This is a genomic window from Xanthomonas sp. NCPPB 1132 (assembly GCF_056629235.1).
This window is the reverse complement of sequence record NZ_CM152819.1, coordinates 849,364-867,418: the sequence shown is the minus strand read 5'-3', so window position 1 is coordinate 867,418 and position 18,055 is coordinate 849,364. Positions and strand designations below refer to the sequence as shown.

The following is an 18,055-nucleotide window of genomic DNA, read 5'->3' as shown; positions in this document are numbered from 1 at the left end:
TAAGTCAAAAGCAAGGGCAAGAGCAACAGCCAAAGCCAAGCGACTGCGACTGCGACTGCGACTCCCAAATGGACTCGCGATGATCGGTGTCCGGACGGGATGTGGGAGGGACTCTCGCCGCCCTTTTGTGGGATCAGTCACGACGGCTTCCGAGGTCAGATCGTCCGCCTACTCCGTTCGTCGTGGTTGCATGACAGTTGACTCCTGCCAAGGGCGAAGCGCGCCCCTGATCCCTGACCCTCACCGCTTCAGCACCGCCTGCGCCGGCTTGTGCTGCACGGTGAAATCGCTGTCGCGGGCGCCGCCGGCGTCCGGATCGGTGTACCAGCACCACAGCGCGATGCCGGCGATGCGCGGCTGCGCGTCGAGCACCTCGCGCCACTCGCGCAGTACCTGCGCCTGCAACGCGGTGTCGACCTCGGCCGTGCGCTGCTCCGGGCTTTCCCACGGCGCCGCCAGGCTGCCGTGCGCCGAGCGCAGGCCCAGCTCGGCCACCCACACCGGGCGGCCGCTGCGCTCGCCCAGCGCCTGCACCCGCGCCGCCGCCGCGCGCATCTGCGCGCGCCGTTGTTCCGGCGCGGCGGCCAGCGCCGGATACAGGCTGGTGCCGACGAAATCGAAACGGTCCCAGTAGCCGAAGCGCTCGGCCTGCTCCAGGCCGTCGGCGACATAGCCGATCGGGCCGCGGTAGACCTGGCGCACGGCCGCCAGCAGCGCCGGCCACTGCGGCGCATCCTGCAACTGACGCAGTTCGGTGCCGACGATCAGCGCGCTGGCGCGTTCCTCGGCGGCGACCTGGGCCAGTTGCAGCAGCGCGCGCCGATAGGCCGCGAACCAGGCATCGCGATCGGCCGGCGCGGCCTCGCCGGCCCAGTGTCCGGGAATCCACAGATGCACCTTCAGTACCGGCTGCAGGCCGGCGGCGCGCATCTGCCGCAATCCGGCGCGGACCAGCGCCGGGCTGCTGTCGCTGCCCAGCACCGGGGCCGAAGACTGCGGCGACGCCTGCCAGACGAAGGCGACCAACAGCGCACGCGAAGCGCCGGCCTCGGCCAGTTGCCGCAGCGACTGCGGCGCGGCGCGGCTACCCCACGGCGCCTGCGGCGACACCTTGACGTTGGCGCCCATCCACGGCGGCGCCGGCGCCGCACTGCAGCCGCCGGCGCTCAGCGCCAACAGCAGTGCGGCCAGCAGTCTCACGGCAATCGGCGCCATACCCGGTAGATGCCCTGGTGGTAGACCAGACTGTAGCCCGGCAGGCCCTGCTGCCATAGCTGCGGGAAGCGCCGGTTGAGGCTGTCCAGCGCGCCGGCCTGGCTGGCCGGGTCGCTCACCACCACCTGCGCCGGCATCCGCCGCGGATCGACCAGCGCCTGCTTGAAGCGCGGGTCGAACGGCAGGATCAGTTGCCTGGCGTCGCCGCGGGCGACGATCACCGGATAGCTGGCGCGGTCGTCGAGCAGGGTCGGCAGCCGCGCCTCGGCCAGCCACGCGCCCAAACGCGCGGCGTCGGCATGCCGCGGCGGCGCGGGCGCCTGCAGCGCGGCGATCCAGTCGCGGGTGGTGGAGGTGGCGGTGCGGGCGATCACCCAGCCGCTGGACACCGCGCCGGCCAGCAACAGCGCCAGGCCCAGCCAGCGCGCGTTGCGGCGCAGGTCGCCCAGCACCAGCGCCGCCGGCACCAGCAGCAGGGCCAGGAAGTCCAGCGGCTGCGCGCTGAAGTGCGCCCAGGTGGCCAGCGTGCCGGCGCCGAGCACGGTGGCCGTGGCGGCGAGCACGCTGCGCCAGGTATCGCCGTCGCGGGTGTGGCGCAGCAGCAGCAACAGCGGTGCGCTGACGATGCCTGCCAGCAACAGCCACAGCGGCGGCCACCACGGTCGCGCCGCGGCCTGCTGCAGCCACGGCTGCAGCGCCGCCTGCGCCGAGATGCCGCGAAAAGCGGAGGTGGCGTCGCGCACGAACAGCAGCGGATCGCCGAAGAACATGTAGTTGAGGTACATCCACGCCCCCACCGCGAACAGGAACGGCAGGTAGCACACCAGGTAGAAGGCCAGCGGCGCCTGCCGCATCAGCCGCGGCGGCGCGATCAGGAACAGCCACGGCGCCAGCGCCAGGGCCAGGAAGCAGGCGCGTTCGTCGACGAAGAACAGCAGGCACAGGCTCGCGGCCAGGCGCAGGTAGGCGAAGGCTTCCGGATCGTCGCGGAAATGGCGCAGCGCGCGCGCGGCCACGTAGAACACCAGCAGGCCCAGGCCCTGGTTGTTGCCTGACAGCGTGGGCCACAGGAAGAACGGCTGGATCACCACACCCGCACTGAGCGCCCAGGCCCAGCCGCGGCCCAGCCCGGCGGCGATGTCGCGCCACAGCAGGGTCACCAGCGCCGCCCCGGCCAGCACGTCGACCAGGTACGGCAACAGCGGCGTGGACAGGCCCGGCAGGCCGCCGATCAGCACGCCCAGGTACAGCGAGGCCTGCGCGTACAGGAACCCCAGGTACTCGATGCGGAAGCCGGCCGCGTCGCGCAACAGCAGCAGCTTGGCGTACTGCGCCATCGCGTCGTCGCTCATGTAGCCGTGCGCGAGCAGCCGGTGGCACAGCAGCGCCAGCAGCGCCGCGGTGAACACGAACACCGCGGTGCCGCGCGCGCGCGGCGGCGCGTCAGTCGTCGAGCGCGGCGCGGCGCTCTTCGGCCATGTGCTTGCTGATGCCATGGGTGGTCTTTTCCCAGTAGAACGGGTTGCGGATGAGCTGCCACAGGCCCTTGTAGGCGGCGATGGACTGCAGCAGCCAGTACAGCGGCACGGTCAGCGCGTAGGGCGCCAGGCGGAAGTAGTCGCGCTTGAACGCCGCCACCAGGGTCATGTAGATCAGGAAGCCATTACCGAGCAGCAGGTTGAGCAGACTCAGGTAAAGCAGCGCCGGCGGGAAGAACGGGTCGAAGAATTTCGAGCCCACCGCCAGCCACAGCCCGTAGCTCAGCCACATCAGCGGCGCGGCCAGCGCGGTGAAGAAGGTGCCGCCGACGAACAGCTGGAAGCCCCAGAACCCGCGCACGCCGGTAGAGCGGTACAACTGCACCGGGTCGCGCATGTGCACCAGCCAGGTCTGCATGTAGCCCTTGAGCCAGCGCGAGCGCTGCCGGATCCAGTTGGGGATGCTGACGTTGGCTTCCTCGAACGTGGTCGAGTTGACCACGCTGACCCGGTAGCCCTGCTGGGTCAGGCGCACGCCCAGGTCGGCGTCCTCGGTGACGTTGTACGGGTCCCAGGCGTGGACCTTGCGCAGGATGTCCAGGCGGAAGTGGTTGGAGGTGCCGCCGAGCGGAATCGGGATGCGCAGGGTCTCCAGCGCCGGCAGGTAGAAGTCGAACCACAACGTGTATTCGAGCGTGAACATGCGCGTGAGCCAGTTCTCGTCGGCGTTGTAGTAGTTCAGCCGCGCCTGGATGCAGGCCACGTCGGCCGGCGACTTGCGGAACGCGGCGACCACGCGCTTGAGCTGGTCCGGCTCCGGCTTGTCCTCGGCGTCGTAGATGGTGAGCATCTGCCCGCGGGCGAAGCGCAGCGCGTAGTTGCAGGCCTTGGGCTTGGTCTTGGGCTGCGACGGCGGCACCCGGATAATCTCGAAGAACGCCTCCAGGCCCAGCGCCTTGGCCGCCTCGATGGTCTCGGTGTCGTCGGCCTCCAGCACCAGCTTCACGTCCAGCTTGGAGGTCGGGTAGTCGAGCCGGCGCAGCGCGTTGGCCAGGATCGGCAGCACGTCCGGTTCCTTGTACATCGGCACCAGCACCGTGTAGACCGGCAGGTCCTCGTCGCCGAGCGCGGCCACTTCCTCGTCGCTGACCTTGATGTCGATGCGGCGCCGCGCACCGCGCCAGGCCAGCACCAGCTTCAGCCCGAAGGTGGCCAGGAACGCCACCGCGATCAGCGTGTTGAGCGCGATCAGGGTGACCAGCGGCCACAGCGCCAGGGCCGCGGCCAGCACCACCGTGAGCGCCACCAGGAACACCGATTGCGCGCGGGTGATCACCTGCCGCGCCGAATGCTCGGGCGCATGTTCGGCCAGCAGGTTCAGCGCATCGTGGGTGAGCTGCGCGTCGGCGTGCTGCTGCAGGCTCCAGACGATGTCGAACTTGGAGGTGCCGACGAAGCGCACCTGCTCGCCGTAGGTGGCGCGCGCCCAGGCGAAGGTCTCCGGGCCGGGATCGGCCACCGCCAGCACCAGCTGGCCGTCCTCCTCGCGCCACGGCAGCACCAGGCGCTGCGCGTAGTCGGACAGCCGCTCCGGCTGGAACAGCGCCGGGTCGATCGGCTGCTTGAGCAGATTGACGAAGTGCAGCCCGAAATGCTCAGCCAGCACCGTGTAGAAGCGCAGTGGCGCAACCCCGCGCTGGGCCAGCACCACGTCGCCCAGCCGCGAGCGCCAGCGCGCCTGCAGCGACAGCGCGTTCTGCAGCTGCGGCGGGTCGATCACGCCCGCGGCGACCAGCGCCTCGCCGATCGGCGCCTGCAGGCCGCCCTCGGTCGGCAGCCGCCCGAGCCGGCCGGGGACGCTCGCCTCGGCGGCGACGCTCTCGTGTTCGCCGGACACGGCTAGAACCGCCACCAGGCGGCCACGAACGGACCGCCCGCGCCGCCGGTGTTGCGCCCGGCCACCGGCTGCTGGTAGCCGAGCTGCAACTGCGTGCCGCCGGGCAGCGTGTACAGCACCGAGGCCTGCAGCTTGCTGAAATCGAAGTTGTTGCCGCGGATCGGCGTGTTGTCGCCGGGCGCGTAGATCCGGTTCGGGCCCTTGCCGTTGCCCAGGCTCTGGATCACGTTGAACTCGCCGATCAGCATCCAGCGCGGCGCCAGCGTTACGCCGCTGGACACGTCCAGCCGCGCCTCGTCGGAGGCGTCGCCGCCGCGCAGCCGCACCGCCGTGCCCAGGTCGACATAGCCGTCGTGCTCGCCCAGGCGGTAGCCGCGGCCCACGCTGTAGCGCAACTCGGCGCCGTAGTCGCCCTGGCCCAGTGCCGGCCGCTCGCCGTCGCGCTGACGCGCATACGCGGGCACCAGCGCCAGCACCTGCAGCGCGCCCTGCCAGGGGCCATCGCGGCCGTCCGGGTCGAGCCGGTAGCGCAGGCCGATTTCCTGGTCGGACCAGCCGCTGCTGTGGCGGTCGCCGTAGCCGCTGTCGTTGCGGTAGCCGACCTTGCTGAAATAGAAGTTGCCGACCAGGGTCAGGTCCGCGCTCAGCCCGTATTCGCCATAGAGGTTGAGCTGGTCCTGGCGGCTGCGCCCGGCATCGGGGAAGTTGCCGGACTGGCCGTGGCTGTTGAACACCGCGCCGCCATCGGTGTGGCTGGCCTTGAGGATCACCAGCCCGTGGCCGGCCTCGTCGACCCAGGCGCTGGCCCAGCAGGGGCCGGCCGCCAGGGCGAGCAGCGCCAGCGTCAGCCGCGCGCGGCGCGCAGGCGTGGCGCGGCGGACGCCGGGCATGGGCACAGCAGACGCGCAGACACGCGCGTGGGTGCGCGGACGCACGCCGTCGAAATCATGCATGGTTGAGTTCCTGGTGGGGGTCCCCCGAACCGGAAAGCAGGCGCGGTCCAGAAGGAAATCGGCGGAACACGTCATTTGTTAAGTGACGCACTTCCCAATATAGCGAATTTATGCTGCCATGCCGCGCGCGCGGCGCGCGCCGATTTCGTTCAGCCTGGACGGCGCCAGCACAGCCGGGCGAAGGTGACCCAGGCGTGCAGCCAGATCACCGCCCACACCGCCGCCCGCACCGGCCACGCCCGGCTGGGCGCCTCGAACTTGCGGAAGTAGCGCCACAGCCCGCGGTGCTTGTGCCACTCGACGAACCACGGCCGCTTGCGGCTGGACACGCCGCGTACGTGCAACACGCGCAGGGTGTTCAGCACCGCCACGGTGGCGCCGGCCTGGCGGACCCGGCGGCACAGGTCCAGATCCTCGGCATGCAGCCGATAGCCGGCGTCCCAACCGCCGATGCGCACGAACAGCGCACGCGGCAGCAGCATCAGCGCGCCGGACAGCGCCGGCACCGGCTGCAGTGGCTGCGCCGGGTCGGCCGCCAGCGCCAGCCGCGAGCCGGCCAGCGGATGCCGCAGCATCGCCGCGAAGTCCGGATCGCGGCGGCGCACCGCGGCGTCGGCGCGGCCGTGTTCGTCGACCTGCTCCACGCCCAGCAGCGCCTCGCCGAGCGCGGCGGCCTGCGCGCGCAACTGCGCCAGGGTGTCGGGTTCGACCATCAGGTCGGGATTGACGAAGGCCAGCCACGGCGCGTCGCTGGCGGCGGCGCCCTGGTTGCAGGCGGTGGCGAAGCCGGGGTTGTCGGGATTGGCGATGAAGCGCACCCGCGCATCGTCCAGCGCATGCCGCTGCACCAGCGCCAGGGTGTCGTCGCGCGAGGCGTTGTCGACCACCCGGATCTGCGCCACCTCGGCCGCCGCGCGCAGGCGGTGCAGACAGGCGTCGATGGTGCTGCCGCTCTCGTAGGTCACCACCACCACGGCTATCTGCTGTTCGCTCATCGGCCGATTATCCCGCATGCGCCGCCCTCCACGCGCGCAGCAGGCATGGCGGCGGCGGCGATTGCCGCGCATACTCTGCGCCCCGTGCGCTGCGCGGCCGTTTGCGGCCCGCACGTGCGGGAAACGGAGCGATCCGTGTCCTTTCCTTCGCCCAGTGCAGATGCCGGTCAGCGTTGTTTCCTGTCCCAGGCTGCCGCCCCACCCCGCAGACCGCGCGCGCCACCTGAGCCCGCGCGCATGCCGAGATGCCGGCGGCGACCGCTTCTCCGCTCCCGATCGCGCGACCGGGCCCTGCCCCAGGCCTCTCCGCCCCTGGTCTAGACCAACTACCCGCAATGACGGTGCCGTCGCACATGCCGGGGCTGGCATGCGGCGGTGGGTCCGGCGCGCCGGGTCGCGCCTGCGCGGCGAGGCATGCGCATGAGCGCCCGCCACCAGATGCACGGCATGGGCATACAGACCGTGGCCGCCGACTGGCCGCCGCTGTCCGACGGCGAGGTGGAGGGGCTGCTGCAGCAATACGCCCTGCCCGGTCACCTGCGCGGACTGCGCTGGCATAGTCCGCGCCCGTTCTCGGCGGCGGCGGAGGTCGAGACCGGCGTCGGCACGCTGTTCGTCAAGCGCCACCACCGACGCGTGCGCGATCTGCATGCCTTGGGCGAGGAGCACGCCTTCATCGCCCATCTGCGCGCGCAGGGCGTGCCGGTGCCGGAGGTGCTGCGCGACCGCGACGGCGCCAGCGCCGTGCGGCGCGGCCACTGGACCTACGAGGTGATGCGCGCCGGCGCGGGCGAAGACCGCTATCGCGAGGCGATGTCGTGGACGCCCTTCGCCGACACCGCCCATGCCGCCGCCGCCGGCCACGCGCTGGCGACGCTGCACTGCGCCGCCGCCGGCTACGCCGCGCCGCCGCGCAGCAGCACCGTGCTGGTCGCCAACCTGCGGCTGTTCGCCCAGCCGCAGCCGCTGCAGGCGCTGCAACAGGACCTGGTACGGCGCCAGGCGCTGGCCGCATGGCTGGAGCAGCGCGACTGGCAGGGCGACCTGCGCGCGCATCTGCTGCCCTGGCACGCGCAGGCCTGGCCGCTGCTGCAGACGCCGCCGCCGGCGCTGTGGACCCATGGCGACTGGCACGCCTCCAACCTGCTGTGGCGCGGCCACGGCGCCGCCAGCACGGTCAGCGCGGTGTTCGATTTCGGCCTGGCCGACCGCACCTTCGCCCTGTTCGACCTGGCCACCGCGATCGAGCGCAACCTGATCCCGTGGCTGCAACTGGACGACGGCGGCACCGCCGTCGCCGACCTCGACCAGCTCGATGCGCTGCTGCACGGCTACGCCACGCTGCTGCCGCTGGACGCGGCGCACATGCGCCTGCTGGCCGCGCTGCTGCCACTGGTGCATGCCGATTTCGCGCTCAGCGAGATCGAGTACTTCGCCGGCATCACCGGCTCGCAGGCGCACGCCGACATCGCCTACCGCCGCTACCTGCTCGGCCACGCCGCCTGGTTCGGCGAGGGCGAAGGCCAGCGGCTGTTGCGACATCTGCAGCGGCGTGCCGCGGCCGCGCCATGAACCATCGCATCCACCCCGACACGTCCGCCGTCACGCCTGCCGCGCACGCACCGCGCGGCGCTGCCGCTTCCCACTTTCGTTTCGTTTGCCCGAGGTCGTTCCGCATGCTTCCCACCCGCCGTTTCCCCGCTATGCACGCCCTCGCGCTGGCGCTGGCCACCGCCCTGCCGCTGCCGGCCCTGGCCGCCGACGATGCGCCGGCATCCGCCAGCACGCAGACCCCGGTCGAACTGGACGCGGTCAACGTGCAGGGCCGGCAATCGCACAACCGCAGCAGCCTGAGCGGCTATGGCGATGCGCCGCTGCTGGACACGCCGATGGCGATCGCCACCATCGACCGCAGCCAGTTGTCCGACCGCCAGGTGCGCGTGCTCAGCGAGGTCCTGCGCGCCGACGCCGCGGTCGGCGACAGCTACGCGCCGATCGGCTACTACGAGAACTTCCTGGTGCGCGGCTATTCGCTGGATGCGGCCAACAGCTACCGCATCAACGGCCTGACCATCGCCGGCGAGCAGAACGTGGCGCTGGAGAACAAGGAGCAGGTGCAGGTGCTCAAGGGCCTGTCCGGGGTGCTCTCGGGCATCACCACCCCGGCCGGGGTGATCGACTACCAGACCAAGCGCCCGCAGCACGTGCGCAGCCTGGTGCTGAGCGGCGACGACGACGGCAGCCGCGGCGCGGCGGTGGACCTGGGCGACTGGTTCGGCAGCGAGCGCCAGGTCGGCCTGCGCGTCAACGCCGCGCACGAGACCCTGCGCAGCTATGTCGATCACGCCGATGGTCACCGCAACTTCCTGTCGCTGGCCGCGGACTGGAACATCAATCCGCAATCGACCCTGCAACTGGACGTGGAATACCAGGACCGCCAGCAGCGCTCGGTGCCGGGCTATCAGTTGCTCGGCGGCACGCAGTTGCCGAGCGGGGTGTCGGTGCATCGCCTGCTCGCCTACCAGCCGTGGTCCAGGCCGGTCGGCATCGAGGCGCTGAACGCGCAGGCACGCTACGAATACCGCTTCAGCGAGGCCTGGAATCTGCGTGTGGCCGCGTCACACAGCCGCGCGCTGATCGACGATTACTCCAGCTTCGCCTGGGGCTGCTACGGCGCGGCCAGCTGCGCCGGCGATGCGGTGCCCAACCACTTCAGCCGCGAAGGCGACTACGACATCTACGACTACCGCAGCCCCGCCGACAGCCGCCGCAACGACGAACTGCAGGCGATCGCCAGCGGCAGCGCCAGCACCGGCGTGCTGCAGCACCAGGTGCAGGTCGGCGTCGACTATCTGCATCGCACCATCGACCGCCACGGCTCGATCAACGAGATGATCGGCAGCGGCAACATCGACGCCGACCCGCCGCTGCTGGCGCCGGCCGACGCCACGCTCGGCCCCAAGCGCCGGCGCCTGGACAGCGAACAGACCGCGCTGCTGGCCAGCGACCGCATCGGCATCGGCGATGCCTGGCAACTGCTGCTGGGTGCGCGCCAGGTGCGCTACGACGAACGCGCCTGGGACCGCGACGGCATGCTGACCCGGCGCACGCGCCGCTCGGTGCTGCTGCCGCAGGCAGCGCTGCTGTTCAAGCTGCAGCCTTCGCTGTCGCTGTACGCCAGCTTCGCCAAGGGCCTGGCGCCGGGCGGCACCGCGCCGTGGTTCGCCAGCAACGCCGACAGCATCCTCGCGCCGACCAGCGCCTACCAGCGCGAGGCAGGCCTGAAGTACGAGCGCGACGGCCTGACCCTGGGCGCGGCGCTGTTCGACATGCGCCAGGCGGACCAGTACGCGCAGCCGCAGGCCGACGGCAGCTTCCTGTTCGTGCAGCAGGGCCGGTTGCACAACCGCGGCATCGAACTGTCGGCCGCCGGCACGCTGGGCGCCGGCCTGCATCTGCAGGCCAGCGTCGCCGGCATTCGCGCGCGCGCCGAGGACACCGGCACGCCGGGCGACGAAGGCCATCAGGCACTGAACGTGCCGCGCTTGCGCGCCAGCGCCCAGGCCAGCTGGGACGTGCCCGGCGTCAGCGGCCTGGCGCTGCTGGGCGGCGCGCAGTACAGCGGCGCCAAGTACGCCGACCGTAGCGGCCAGGTCGCCGTCGGCGGCTACAGCGTCTATAACCTCGGCGCCCGCTACGCCACGCGCCTGGGCGCGGTGCCGACCACGCTGCGACTGAGCGTGGACAACCTCACCGACAAGCGCTACTGGCGCGACGTCGGCGCCTACGAAGGCGACGATTATCTGTTCCTGGGTGCGCCGCGGACGGCGCGGCTGGCGGTGCAGTTCGAGTTTTGAGGAGCTGGGAATGGGGAATGGGGAATGGGGAATCGTAAAAGCGAGACATGGCGCGTCCGCGATGTAGGAGCGGCTTCAGCCGCGACGCGCTCTTGCTGACGGGGCGCGGCTGATTTCCACAGTGAGACAAGCGCTGCTCCTTCAACGAATATTGTTTTCTTCGCTCGCAAAAACGCCCGACCCTGTTCTCCGGACCACCATGACATCATCCACTGCTGCCTCTTTCGAACACCAGCCGCGCCGATGACCACTGTGGCAATCAATTGTCATGCAGCCGAAACGCGCGAAGTGGTGTGCGTTCCGACGGCGCAATGCGTCGGGACTAAAGTCCCTCCCACATTGCACCCGGCGGGCTCGCCGCAAGTCCCTGTGGGAGGGGCTTCAGCCGCGACGCGCGATTGCTGACGGGTCGCGGCTGAAGCCGCTCCTACAACACGCGCGCAATGCACTGCGTTCGCGAACAATACCTAATCCCTAATCCCTAATCCCGAATCCCCAATCCCTGCCTTCCCACCATGTCCCCCCTCGAACTGCTCGCCGTGCTGGTCAATGTCCTGGGTGTGTGGCTGACCGCGCGGCGGGTGCGCTGGTGCTGGCCGGTCAACGTGGTGGCGGTGCTGCTCTACGCGTGGCTGTTCTATCAGTGGAAGCTGTATTCGGACATGCTGCTGCAGGGCCTGTACGTCGTGCTGCAGGGCTACGGCTGGTGGCGCTGGAGCAAAGGACTGGGCGACGACGGCAAGGTCCAGGTCGGGCCGCTGCCGTGGGCCGAAGGCGTGCGTTCGGTATTGGCCGGCGCCGCCGGCGCGGCGCTGCTGGGCTGGTGGATGCACCGTCACACCGATGCGGCGCTGCCGTGGCTGGATGCGGCGCTGTCGGCCTTCAGCGTTGTCGCCAGCGTGTGGGCTGCGCGCAAGCGCATCGCCAACTGGGGCCTGTGGATCGTGCTGGACTGCGTCTACGTCGGCGTGTTCGTGTACAAAGGGTTGTATCCCACTGCCGCGCTATATGCAGGATTCGTGGTGCTGGCGGTGTACGGCCTGCGCCTGTGGCAGGCGGATCTGCGTCGCGCGCGTGCCATCACTTGAGTGCGCTCAGTGACTTTCTTGGTTTAGCGACACAGCGCGAGCGAACGCAAGACGGCCGGCACGCGGAAACCGCGCAAACACCGGACGCCACATCGTCCGTATGCCTGCCGTCAGCGTAGTCTTGTCAGCCACGTTTCACCAGGCCCAGAACGCCACATGAGCTTCCCCACTGCCACCACCGCCGGCTTCGCTCAACGCATCGCCGATGCGCTGCTGGCGCGCATCGCCGCCGGCGAATGGCGCGCCGACCAGCGGCTGCCGGTGGAGCGCGAACTGGCCGCGTTGTTCGGTTGCACCCGCATCACCTTGCGCGAGGCCCTGCAGCAACTGGAATCGGATGGGCACATCTACCGCGAGAACCGTCGCGGCTGGTTCGTCAGCGCGCCGCGGGTGCGTCACGATCCCAATAGCATCGCCGGCTTCATGCAGTACGTGGCCGCGCAGGGCGGCGTCCCGCGTACCGAACTGCTCGCCGCGCAGCGCCAGCCCGCCGGCCCGGCGCTCGCCCGTCATCTGCACCTGCACGATCCGGCAACCGACGTGTTCGTGCTGCGCCGCCGCCGCTGGATCGGGCGCCGCGCGGTGCTGCTGGAGACCAATGCGATCCTCGCCGCGTGGGCACCGCGCCTGCTCGACCACGACCTGGCCGGCTCGCTGAGCGCGGTGCTGACCCAGCGCCTGGGCTTGCGACAGGCGCGCAGCCGGCTGTCGATGTATCCGGCCACGCTCGATGCCGAGCAGGCCGCACTGCTGCAATCCACCGCGGGCACGCCGTGCTTCCGCCTGCAACGCGTCAGCTACGATCCCGACGGACGCGCGGTGGAGTTCGACATCGAATCCTGGCGCCACGACGTGCTGGAAGTGTCGGTGGATGTGTACGCGCCGGGGGAATAAGCCGATCTGCGGCGATGCCGACCAGGCACGGGAGGTTGTGGGAGTCAACTGTCATGCAGCCACGAAGCGTGAAGTGGTGTGTGCTTTCCGATGGCGCAATGCGTCGGGACTGAAGTCCCTCCCACAGTGCATCCGGAGGGCTCGCCGCAAGCGGCTGTGGGAGTCGCGGTCGCTCGGCTTTGGCTGTTGCTCTTGCCCTTGCTTTTGACTTACCGGGTTCCCTTCCGAAGCGGCGGCCATCGCGGGGAAAAACCCCGAAGGGGCGGCGCACATGGATGTGCGCCGTCCGCGGCAGGGGCAGGATGCCCCTTCCGCGGATCCCCGGGATGGACGCGGACCCGGAGCGCGTTAGCGCGGAGGGCGCGAGGTAGGGTGTGCTTTCTTTTGGTTACTTTTCTTTGCACAAGCAAAGAAAAGTGACTCGCCGCAAGGCGAAAGCTCTGCCCTTGCACTTGTTGTCACCATGGCTGAATTATGGGAGCGACCTCGACACCAGACGCACTAGGCATCGAACAGCGCGCGCTGCGGATCCGGCGGCGGCAACGTGTCGTACAGGCGCTGCAACTCCTCGCGGCAGGCGCGCAACGGATCGTGCATCAGGAAGCCGGCCAGGCGCGCGTGCCAGGCCGGCCAGCGCGTGGCCAGCGCATCCATGTCGCCGTCGGCGGCGCGACCTTCGCCGCTGCACGCGACATGCGCGGTCTCGCACAGCACGTTGCGCCAGCCGAGCCCGGCCATGCGCAGCGACAAATCGGTCAGCGCCGCATACCAGGAGCCGTAACTGCTGGCATCCAGGCCGCCGGCGCGCTGCCGCGCCACGCCACGCAGCACCACCGCATGGCACACCGCCGATGGCAGTTCCGGATGCAGCGGCGGCAGCGCCGCGCACGCCCGCGCCAGGCGTTCGGGATCCTCGGGCAGCGGGTTGATCTCGCCCAGCCGCGGCCACGCGCAGGCTTCGCCGGCGTTGCTCCACGGCGTGGCGCTGGCGATGGCCGCATCGCGCGCCAGGCAGGCGCTCAACTGCAGCAACCAGCCCGGCCCGGGCTGCGCATCGACGGCCAGCACCGCCACGTCGGCATCGCCGCAGGCGCGCAGCATCTCGTCCAGATGCGCCACCTCGCCGAGCATGCGCGGCCGCCGCGTGTAGTCGGCCTGCAGGCGCGTGTGCGCCAACCAGGCCTCGATCACCCGGATGCCGCGCGGGCCGGCCTGTGCATCGTCGGCCAGCCACACGCGGGTACCGGCCGGCGTGTTCGCTTCGAGCGCGCCCAGGCAGGCGTCCAGCGCGACGTCGTCGACGCCGACCGCCAAAAGCACTACAGGATACGAAGATAGCCGCATAAACTGTAGAAATTAATTTTTCGGTTAATTTTTCAGCCTTAAATACAATAAATCAAATAAAATTAATCAACCAATTGATTCACTCTCGCCACTTAGTCGGCGAGAGTGAATACAACAGACCACACAGACTGCAGCGCCAATTGCAACGGTCAAATTAAATGCCTTTATTGCAATCAACAACTGCGCTTGCAGCCCACTTTTGGCTTGGGGGGCTTGGCTGCCAATAATTGTAATTTTTCAATTTACATCCATCGTACCCCTCCGCGCGAGCCGCGGCCTCAGCACGCGTTACTGCCGTATCGATTGCGCGATCCTTATCAAGGATGAGATCGAAATTCGGATCAGTTGCCCCAGTAAAAGTAAAAACCACCACCAATGGAATGTAATCCCCAGGTTTTGTGCATGCCAAATTTGCCGAAGCGGCGTAATGATTACTACTTGGCCAGTAGTTATAATTTGACAAAGTGCAATTCCCATACCCCTGCTGCCAGGCTGCATTCTTAGCTGCGATTCCAGCCAACTCAACCGCCTTAGCTGGCGACCCTCCATAAACCGTGTCAGAAGTACCGTTGAAATTTCCTGGGATGGGTACGGCACCAAAAGCCGAAGAAGAAATAAAAACACCCAAAATTGCAAGCGATGAAAAATAACTACGAGAAATGCTCATAAAACCTCCTTATTTTTACCCCCCGCGCAAGTAACACTAGGGCATCGCCGAGAACACGTCAAACCAGAATCCAGTATCCGGAAAGAAGCAACTGCACAGGAAATCGTTACGTACACATGACTGAAACCACGAGAAAATTATGGACCCCCGTTCAGTCGACAACTGCGCAGACATTTCTTGCCTGTGAGTGCAAGAAGACATTTTTGCCAGAGTGCATCGCTAAAAATTTAGGCGAAGCTCGCTTTTCCCTAATCTCAGCATGATCCCCATCAACTCTGATACTACAGCGGCCGTTATGCACACTATGACCTGATACGTTGACTGTCCTCGACATGGAAATGGCATTGTGTAGTGCGCCACTTGCGGGCATCGACATGCGCCGCGCCATCTTCATAAGGCAAAGGCATCCTTTCAGAGTCCACTGTCAACGCTCGCCATCGCAAGATGGCGAGCGCATCACCTCTCTTATTTCTTGCCACGCGTCGGCAGTGGCTCCATTGCCTTGAACTTCTGCCCATACTCGTCGGTAAGATTGCGCGCTTCCTGTGGATTGCGCACGATCGTCGGAGTCAGCAGCACGATCACCTCGTTGCGCGTCTTGTCCTGGGTCTTCTGCCCGAACAGCGCGCCGACCACCGGCAGCTTGCTCAGGTAGGGCACACCGCTGCTGCCATCGGTGGTGCTGTCGTTGATCAGGCCGGCCAGCATGATGGTGTCGCCGCTCTGCACAGCCGCTTCGGTCTTGACCCGTCGGGTGTTGATATCAACGTTACAGGCGGAGCTGTTGACGACAGTGGTGGAAGAGGTACATGCGGTCGGCCGCGCGCCGGGCGTGCTGACCTCCTGCACGATGTCCAGAAACACCATGCCATCCTTGGTGACCCGCGGGCGCACCTTGAGGATCACACCGGTGTCGATGTACTGCACAGACGAGTAGCTGGTATCGGTGCCGATGCCGGTATTGATCGAGGTCGAATTGATCGGAATACGCGTGCCCACATTGAGTGTGGCTTCGGCGTTGTTGCGCACGAACACCGACGGGGTCTGCAACAGCTTGAGGTTGGTGACCTTGTCCAGTGCCGAGATCACCGCCGCGGCATTGGTCCCGAGGAAGGTCCAGCCCAGGCCGCTGCTGCCGGTGATCTTACCGGCGATATCGCCCCAGATCTTGCGGCCCTGTGCACTGGGCAAGCCCGCGCCCGCTCCGAGACCGGTGGAATTGGCAACGGTGGAATCGGCGGAGGCATTGACCGAATTCTCGAAGAACCAGTTAACGCCGTACTGCAGTTGGCCAGTCAAGCTGACCTCCGCCACCTGCGCCTCGATATGCACCTGCATCGGCATCACGTCGAGCTTCTCGACCACGTCGCGGATCGAGCGCCAGGCCTGCGGGGTGGAGCGTACCAGCAGGGTGTTGGTTTCCTCCACCGCCGACACGCCGACCTTGTCGCCCTGCACTTCCAGGGTCACGCTGCCGTTGCCGGACGTGCGCGGGGACAGCTGCAGGCTGCCACTCCCCAAGCCACCGCTGCTGCTGCCGGAAGAACTGCTGCTGCCCAGGCTGTCGCTGCTGCTGCCACTGCTGCCCAGGCTGCCGCCACCCAGGCTGCTGCTGTCGCTGCCATTGAAGCCGCCCAGGCCGCCGCCGTTCAACTGGCTCATCTGCGAGCCCGGCATCAGCGAGGCGTTGGAGTCGCCGCGGTTGTTGCCGCCGGCGCCGAACACTTCGGCCAGGCGGTCGGCCAGGTCCTTGGCCTTGATGTACTTGAGCTCGTAGGAGAACAGCCGCGCGCCGCCGCCGGCGCTGTCGATGCGGTCCAGCCACTCCTGGATCTGGTCCAGGTAGCGCGCCTGCGGGGTGATCACCAGCACCGCGTTGGCGTTCTCCAGCGGCATGAAGCGGAACATGCCGGCGCTGGGGGTCTTGCTGTTCTCGCCGAACACCTTCTCCAGGTCGGCCGCGACCTGTTCGGCCTTGCCCGACTGGATCGGGAACACGCCCACCGACATGCCCGACAGCCAGTCGACGTCGAAGATCTGCACCGTGCGCAGGTAGTTCTCCAGCTCGGCACGGGTGCCACCCAGGGTGATGACGTTGCGCGAACTGTCGATGCCGACGATGGCGTTCGGCCGCGCGTAGGGCTCCAGCACCTTCTTCATCTCGCTGGCGGAGATGTACTTCAGCGGCACCACGCGCACCTCGAAACCGCGCGCGTTGGCCGGCGAGGCGGTGCTCGGCGCCACCGTGCCGGCCAGGGCCTGGTCGGCGGGGACGATGTTGTAGCGGCCGCCGCTGTAGACCATGCGCGCATTGTTCCAGCCCAGCACCATCTCCAGCAGGTTCAGCGCCTGCGCCGGCGATACCGGCTTGGGCGTGGCCAGGGTCACCGTGCCCTGCACGCCCGGCGCGATCACGTAGTTCTGCCCGAGCATGTCGCCGAGGATGGCCTTGACCACCGCCTGCAGCGATTCGCCCTCGAAGTTGAAGGTGGCGCTGCCGCTGCTGGCGTTGCCCAGCGACGGCGCCGGCGCCGCGGCGGCCGCGGAATTGATCATGGTGCCGCTGCCGCGGCGGATCACCGGGGTGGCGCGCTCGGGCAAGGCGTTGGGATCGGCCGGGCCGCCCTCGCCGTCGGTCTGGGTGCTGCCGGCCGCGCCGACCTGGGGATTGATCGCGGCGCCACGGCGGACGTCCGGCGAAGGCGTGGTGGCGCAGCCGGCCACCAGGCCGATGGCGAGGAACAGGGAAAACAGACGCGGCGTCATGCGATCACTCTTCAAGGGTTCTGACCTGAGGGGTTGTTCTGGCGCTGTTGCTGCAATTGCCGGCGGCGCGCTTCGATCCGCTCGCGGATGGCCTGCAACTGCTCCGACGAGGGGGCCGGCGAGGACGGCGGCGGCGCGTTCGGGGTCGGCGCCTGGTTCGGCACCGGGTTGGACGCGGAGGGGGTTTGCGGTCGCGGCGCGTTGGCGTTGGACTGGCCATTGGTCGCGGACGCCGGCGGCGGCATCTGCCCCTGCGCAGCGGCGCGTCCGGCCTGGCCGAGCACGGTCGGCGGTTGCCCGCCCTTGCCGTCGAACACCTTCAATTCCAGGGTCTGGGTGCCGCCGGAACCGCTGACCGTGGCCTGCCGCGGCGACAGCGACAGCAGCCGCCAGCCCTGCACGGCGTCGCCGCCTTCCTTGAGGCGCAGCGATTCGCCCTGCTCGGTGGTCAGCGTCGCCATCTTGAAGCGGTCGGTGAGCAGCACGCCGGTCAGGCGCACGTTGGGCGCGGCGGCCTGGCCGTTGTCGGCGCTGAGGAAGAACGGATGCGGACGGCGATCCTCGGCAAATATCGGCCGCGCCGCGATCTCGCCGTACTGCGAGAAATCGCCCAGACGCTGCGTGGTGGCCGCGGGCAAGCCCGGCAGCCGCTGCAGCATCGACGGATCGTCGGGCAGCGGCGCCACGCGCTCGCCGAGCCCGCCCAGGCCCAGCGCCCAGACCAGCAGCCCCCACAGCGCCAGCGTGCCCAGCCACACGGTGCGCAGGCCCATCGCTTCAATTCGCATGACGGCCCTCCACCTGTTGTGGCAGGTCCGCCGGTGCGGCATTGGCGGCACCGGGCGCACCCGGCGGGTTGGTCGCGCCGGGCGTGCCCGGCGGCGGCGGTGGCGGCGGTGGC

General features: G+C 68.6%; 13 protein-coding genes. 4 read left to right on the top strand and 9 right to left on the bottom strand.

What is annotated here, in order from left to right; all coding sequences use genetic code 11:
* Positions 1-240: 240 nt before the first annotated feature.
* From AC1G9L_RS03795 to AC1G9L_RS03775, 5 genes are all read right to left on the bottom strand, one after another.
* Positions 241-1,215 (bottom strand): glycoside hydrolase family 113, encoded by a 975-nt coding sequence (locus tag AC1G9L_RS03795; RefSeq protein ID WP_481070304.1) that lies wholly within the window; start codon positions 1,213-1,215, stop codon positions 241-243.
* On the bottom strand, positions 1,197-2,711 hold the full coding sequence (locus AC1G9L_RS03790; RefSeq protein ID WP_481070303.1) for a hypothetical protein: 1,515 nt from the start codon (positions 2,709-2,711) through the stop codon (positions 1,197-1,199). Before AC1G9L_RS03790 ends, AC1G9L_RS03795 begins: the two co-directional genes overlap by 19 nt.
* Positions 2,659-4,590 carry a glycosyltransferase family 2 protein gene (locus AC1G9L_RS03785; RefSeq protein ID WP_481070302.1) on the bottom strand — a complete coding sequence of 644 codons (1,932 nt, stop codon included), beginning with the start codon at positions 4,588-4,590 and terminating at the stop codon, positions 2,659-2,661. The genes AC1G9L_RS03790 and AC1G9L_RS03785 overlap by 53 nt, the downstream gene beginning before the upstream one ends.
* Before the next feature lie 2 nt (positions 4,591-4,592).
* Positions 4,593-5,543 carry a hypothetical protein gene (locus tag AC1G9L_RS03780; RefSeq protein WP_481070301.1) on the bottom strand — a complete coding sequence of 317 codons (951 nt, stop codon included), beginning with the start codon at positions 5,541-5,543 and terminating at the stop codon, positions 4,593-4,595.
* A gap of 149 nt (positions 5,544-5,692) precedes the next feature.
* Positions 5,693-6,538 carry a glycosyltransferase family 2 protein gene (locus AC1G9L_RS03775; protein ID WP_481070300.1) on the bottom strand — a complete coding sequence of 282 codons (846 nt, stop codon included), beginning with the start codon at positions 6,536-6,538 and terminating at the stop codon, positions 5,693-5,695.
* A gap of 420 nt (positions 6,539-6,958) precedes the next feature.
* Between AC1G9L_RS03775 and AC1G9L_RS03770 the strand changes: the two genes are divergently transcribed.
* From AC1G9L_RS03770 to AC1G9L_RS03755, 4 genes are all read left to right on the top strand, one after another.
* A complete protein-coding gene (locus tag AC1G9L_RS03770; protein ID WP_481070299.1) occupies positions 6,959-8,110 on the top strand; it encodes a phosphotransferase enzyme family protein in 1,152 nt (383 codons plus the stop codon).
* A gap of 104 nt (positions 8,111-8,214) precedes the next feature.
* Positions 8,215-10,395 (top strand): TonB-dependent siderophore receptor, encoded by a 2,181-nt coding sequence (locus AC1G9L_RS03765; RefSeq protein WP_481070298.1) that lies wholly within the window; start codon positions 8,215-8,217, stop codon positions 10,393-10,395.
* A gap of 515 nt (positions 10,396-10,910) precedes the next feature.
* A complete protein-coding gene (gene pnuC / locus AC1G9L_RS03760; protein WP_019801964.1) occupies positions 10,911-11,483 on the top strand; it encodes a nicotinamide riboside transporter PnuC in 573 nt (190 codons plus the stop codon).
* A gap of 156 nt (positions 11,484-11,639) precedes the next feature.
* Positions 11,640-12,377, top strand: coding sequence for a UTRA domain-containing protein (locus AC1G9L_RS03755; RefSeq protein ID WP_019801965.1), 738 nt, complete (start codon positions 11,640-11,642; stop codon positions 12,375-12,377).
* A gap of 501 nt (positions 12,378-12,878) precedes the next feature.
* Here AC1G9L_RS03755 and AC1G9L_RS03750 read toward each other — a convergent pair.
* From AC1G9L_RS03750 to xpsN, 4 genes are all read right to left on the bottom strand, one after another.
* Positions 12,879-13,721, bottom strand: a complete 843-nt coding sequence (locus AC1G9L_RS03750; RefSeq protein WP_481070297.1) for a glycosyltransferase family 2 protein — start codon at positions 13,719-13,721, stop codon at positions 12,879-12,881.
* Between the two features lie 154 nt (positions 13,722-13,875).
* Positions 13,876-14,388, bottom strand: coding sequence for a hypothetical protein (locus AC1G9L_RS03745; RefSeq protein ID WP_481070296.1), 513 nt, complete (start codon positions 14,386-14,388; stop codon positions 13,876-13,878).
* Between the two features lie 465 nt (positions 14,389-14,853).
* The gene (gene gspD, locus AC1G9L_RS03740; RefSeq protein ID WP_019800995.1) at positions 14,854-17,154 is read right to left on the bottom strand and encodes a type II secretion system secretin GspD; all 2,301 of its coding nucleotides are present in this window, start codon (positions 17,152-17,154) and stop codon (positions 14,854-14,856) included.
* Between the two features lie 11 nt (positions 17,155-17,165).
* Positions 17,166-17,942, bottom strand: a complete 777-nt coding sequence (xpsN, locus tag AC1G9L_RS03735) for a type II secretion system protein XpsN (RefSeq protein ID WP_481070295.1) — start codon at positions 17,940-17,942, stop codon at positions 17,166-17,168.
* Positions 17,943-18,055 lie beyond the last annotated feature (113 nt).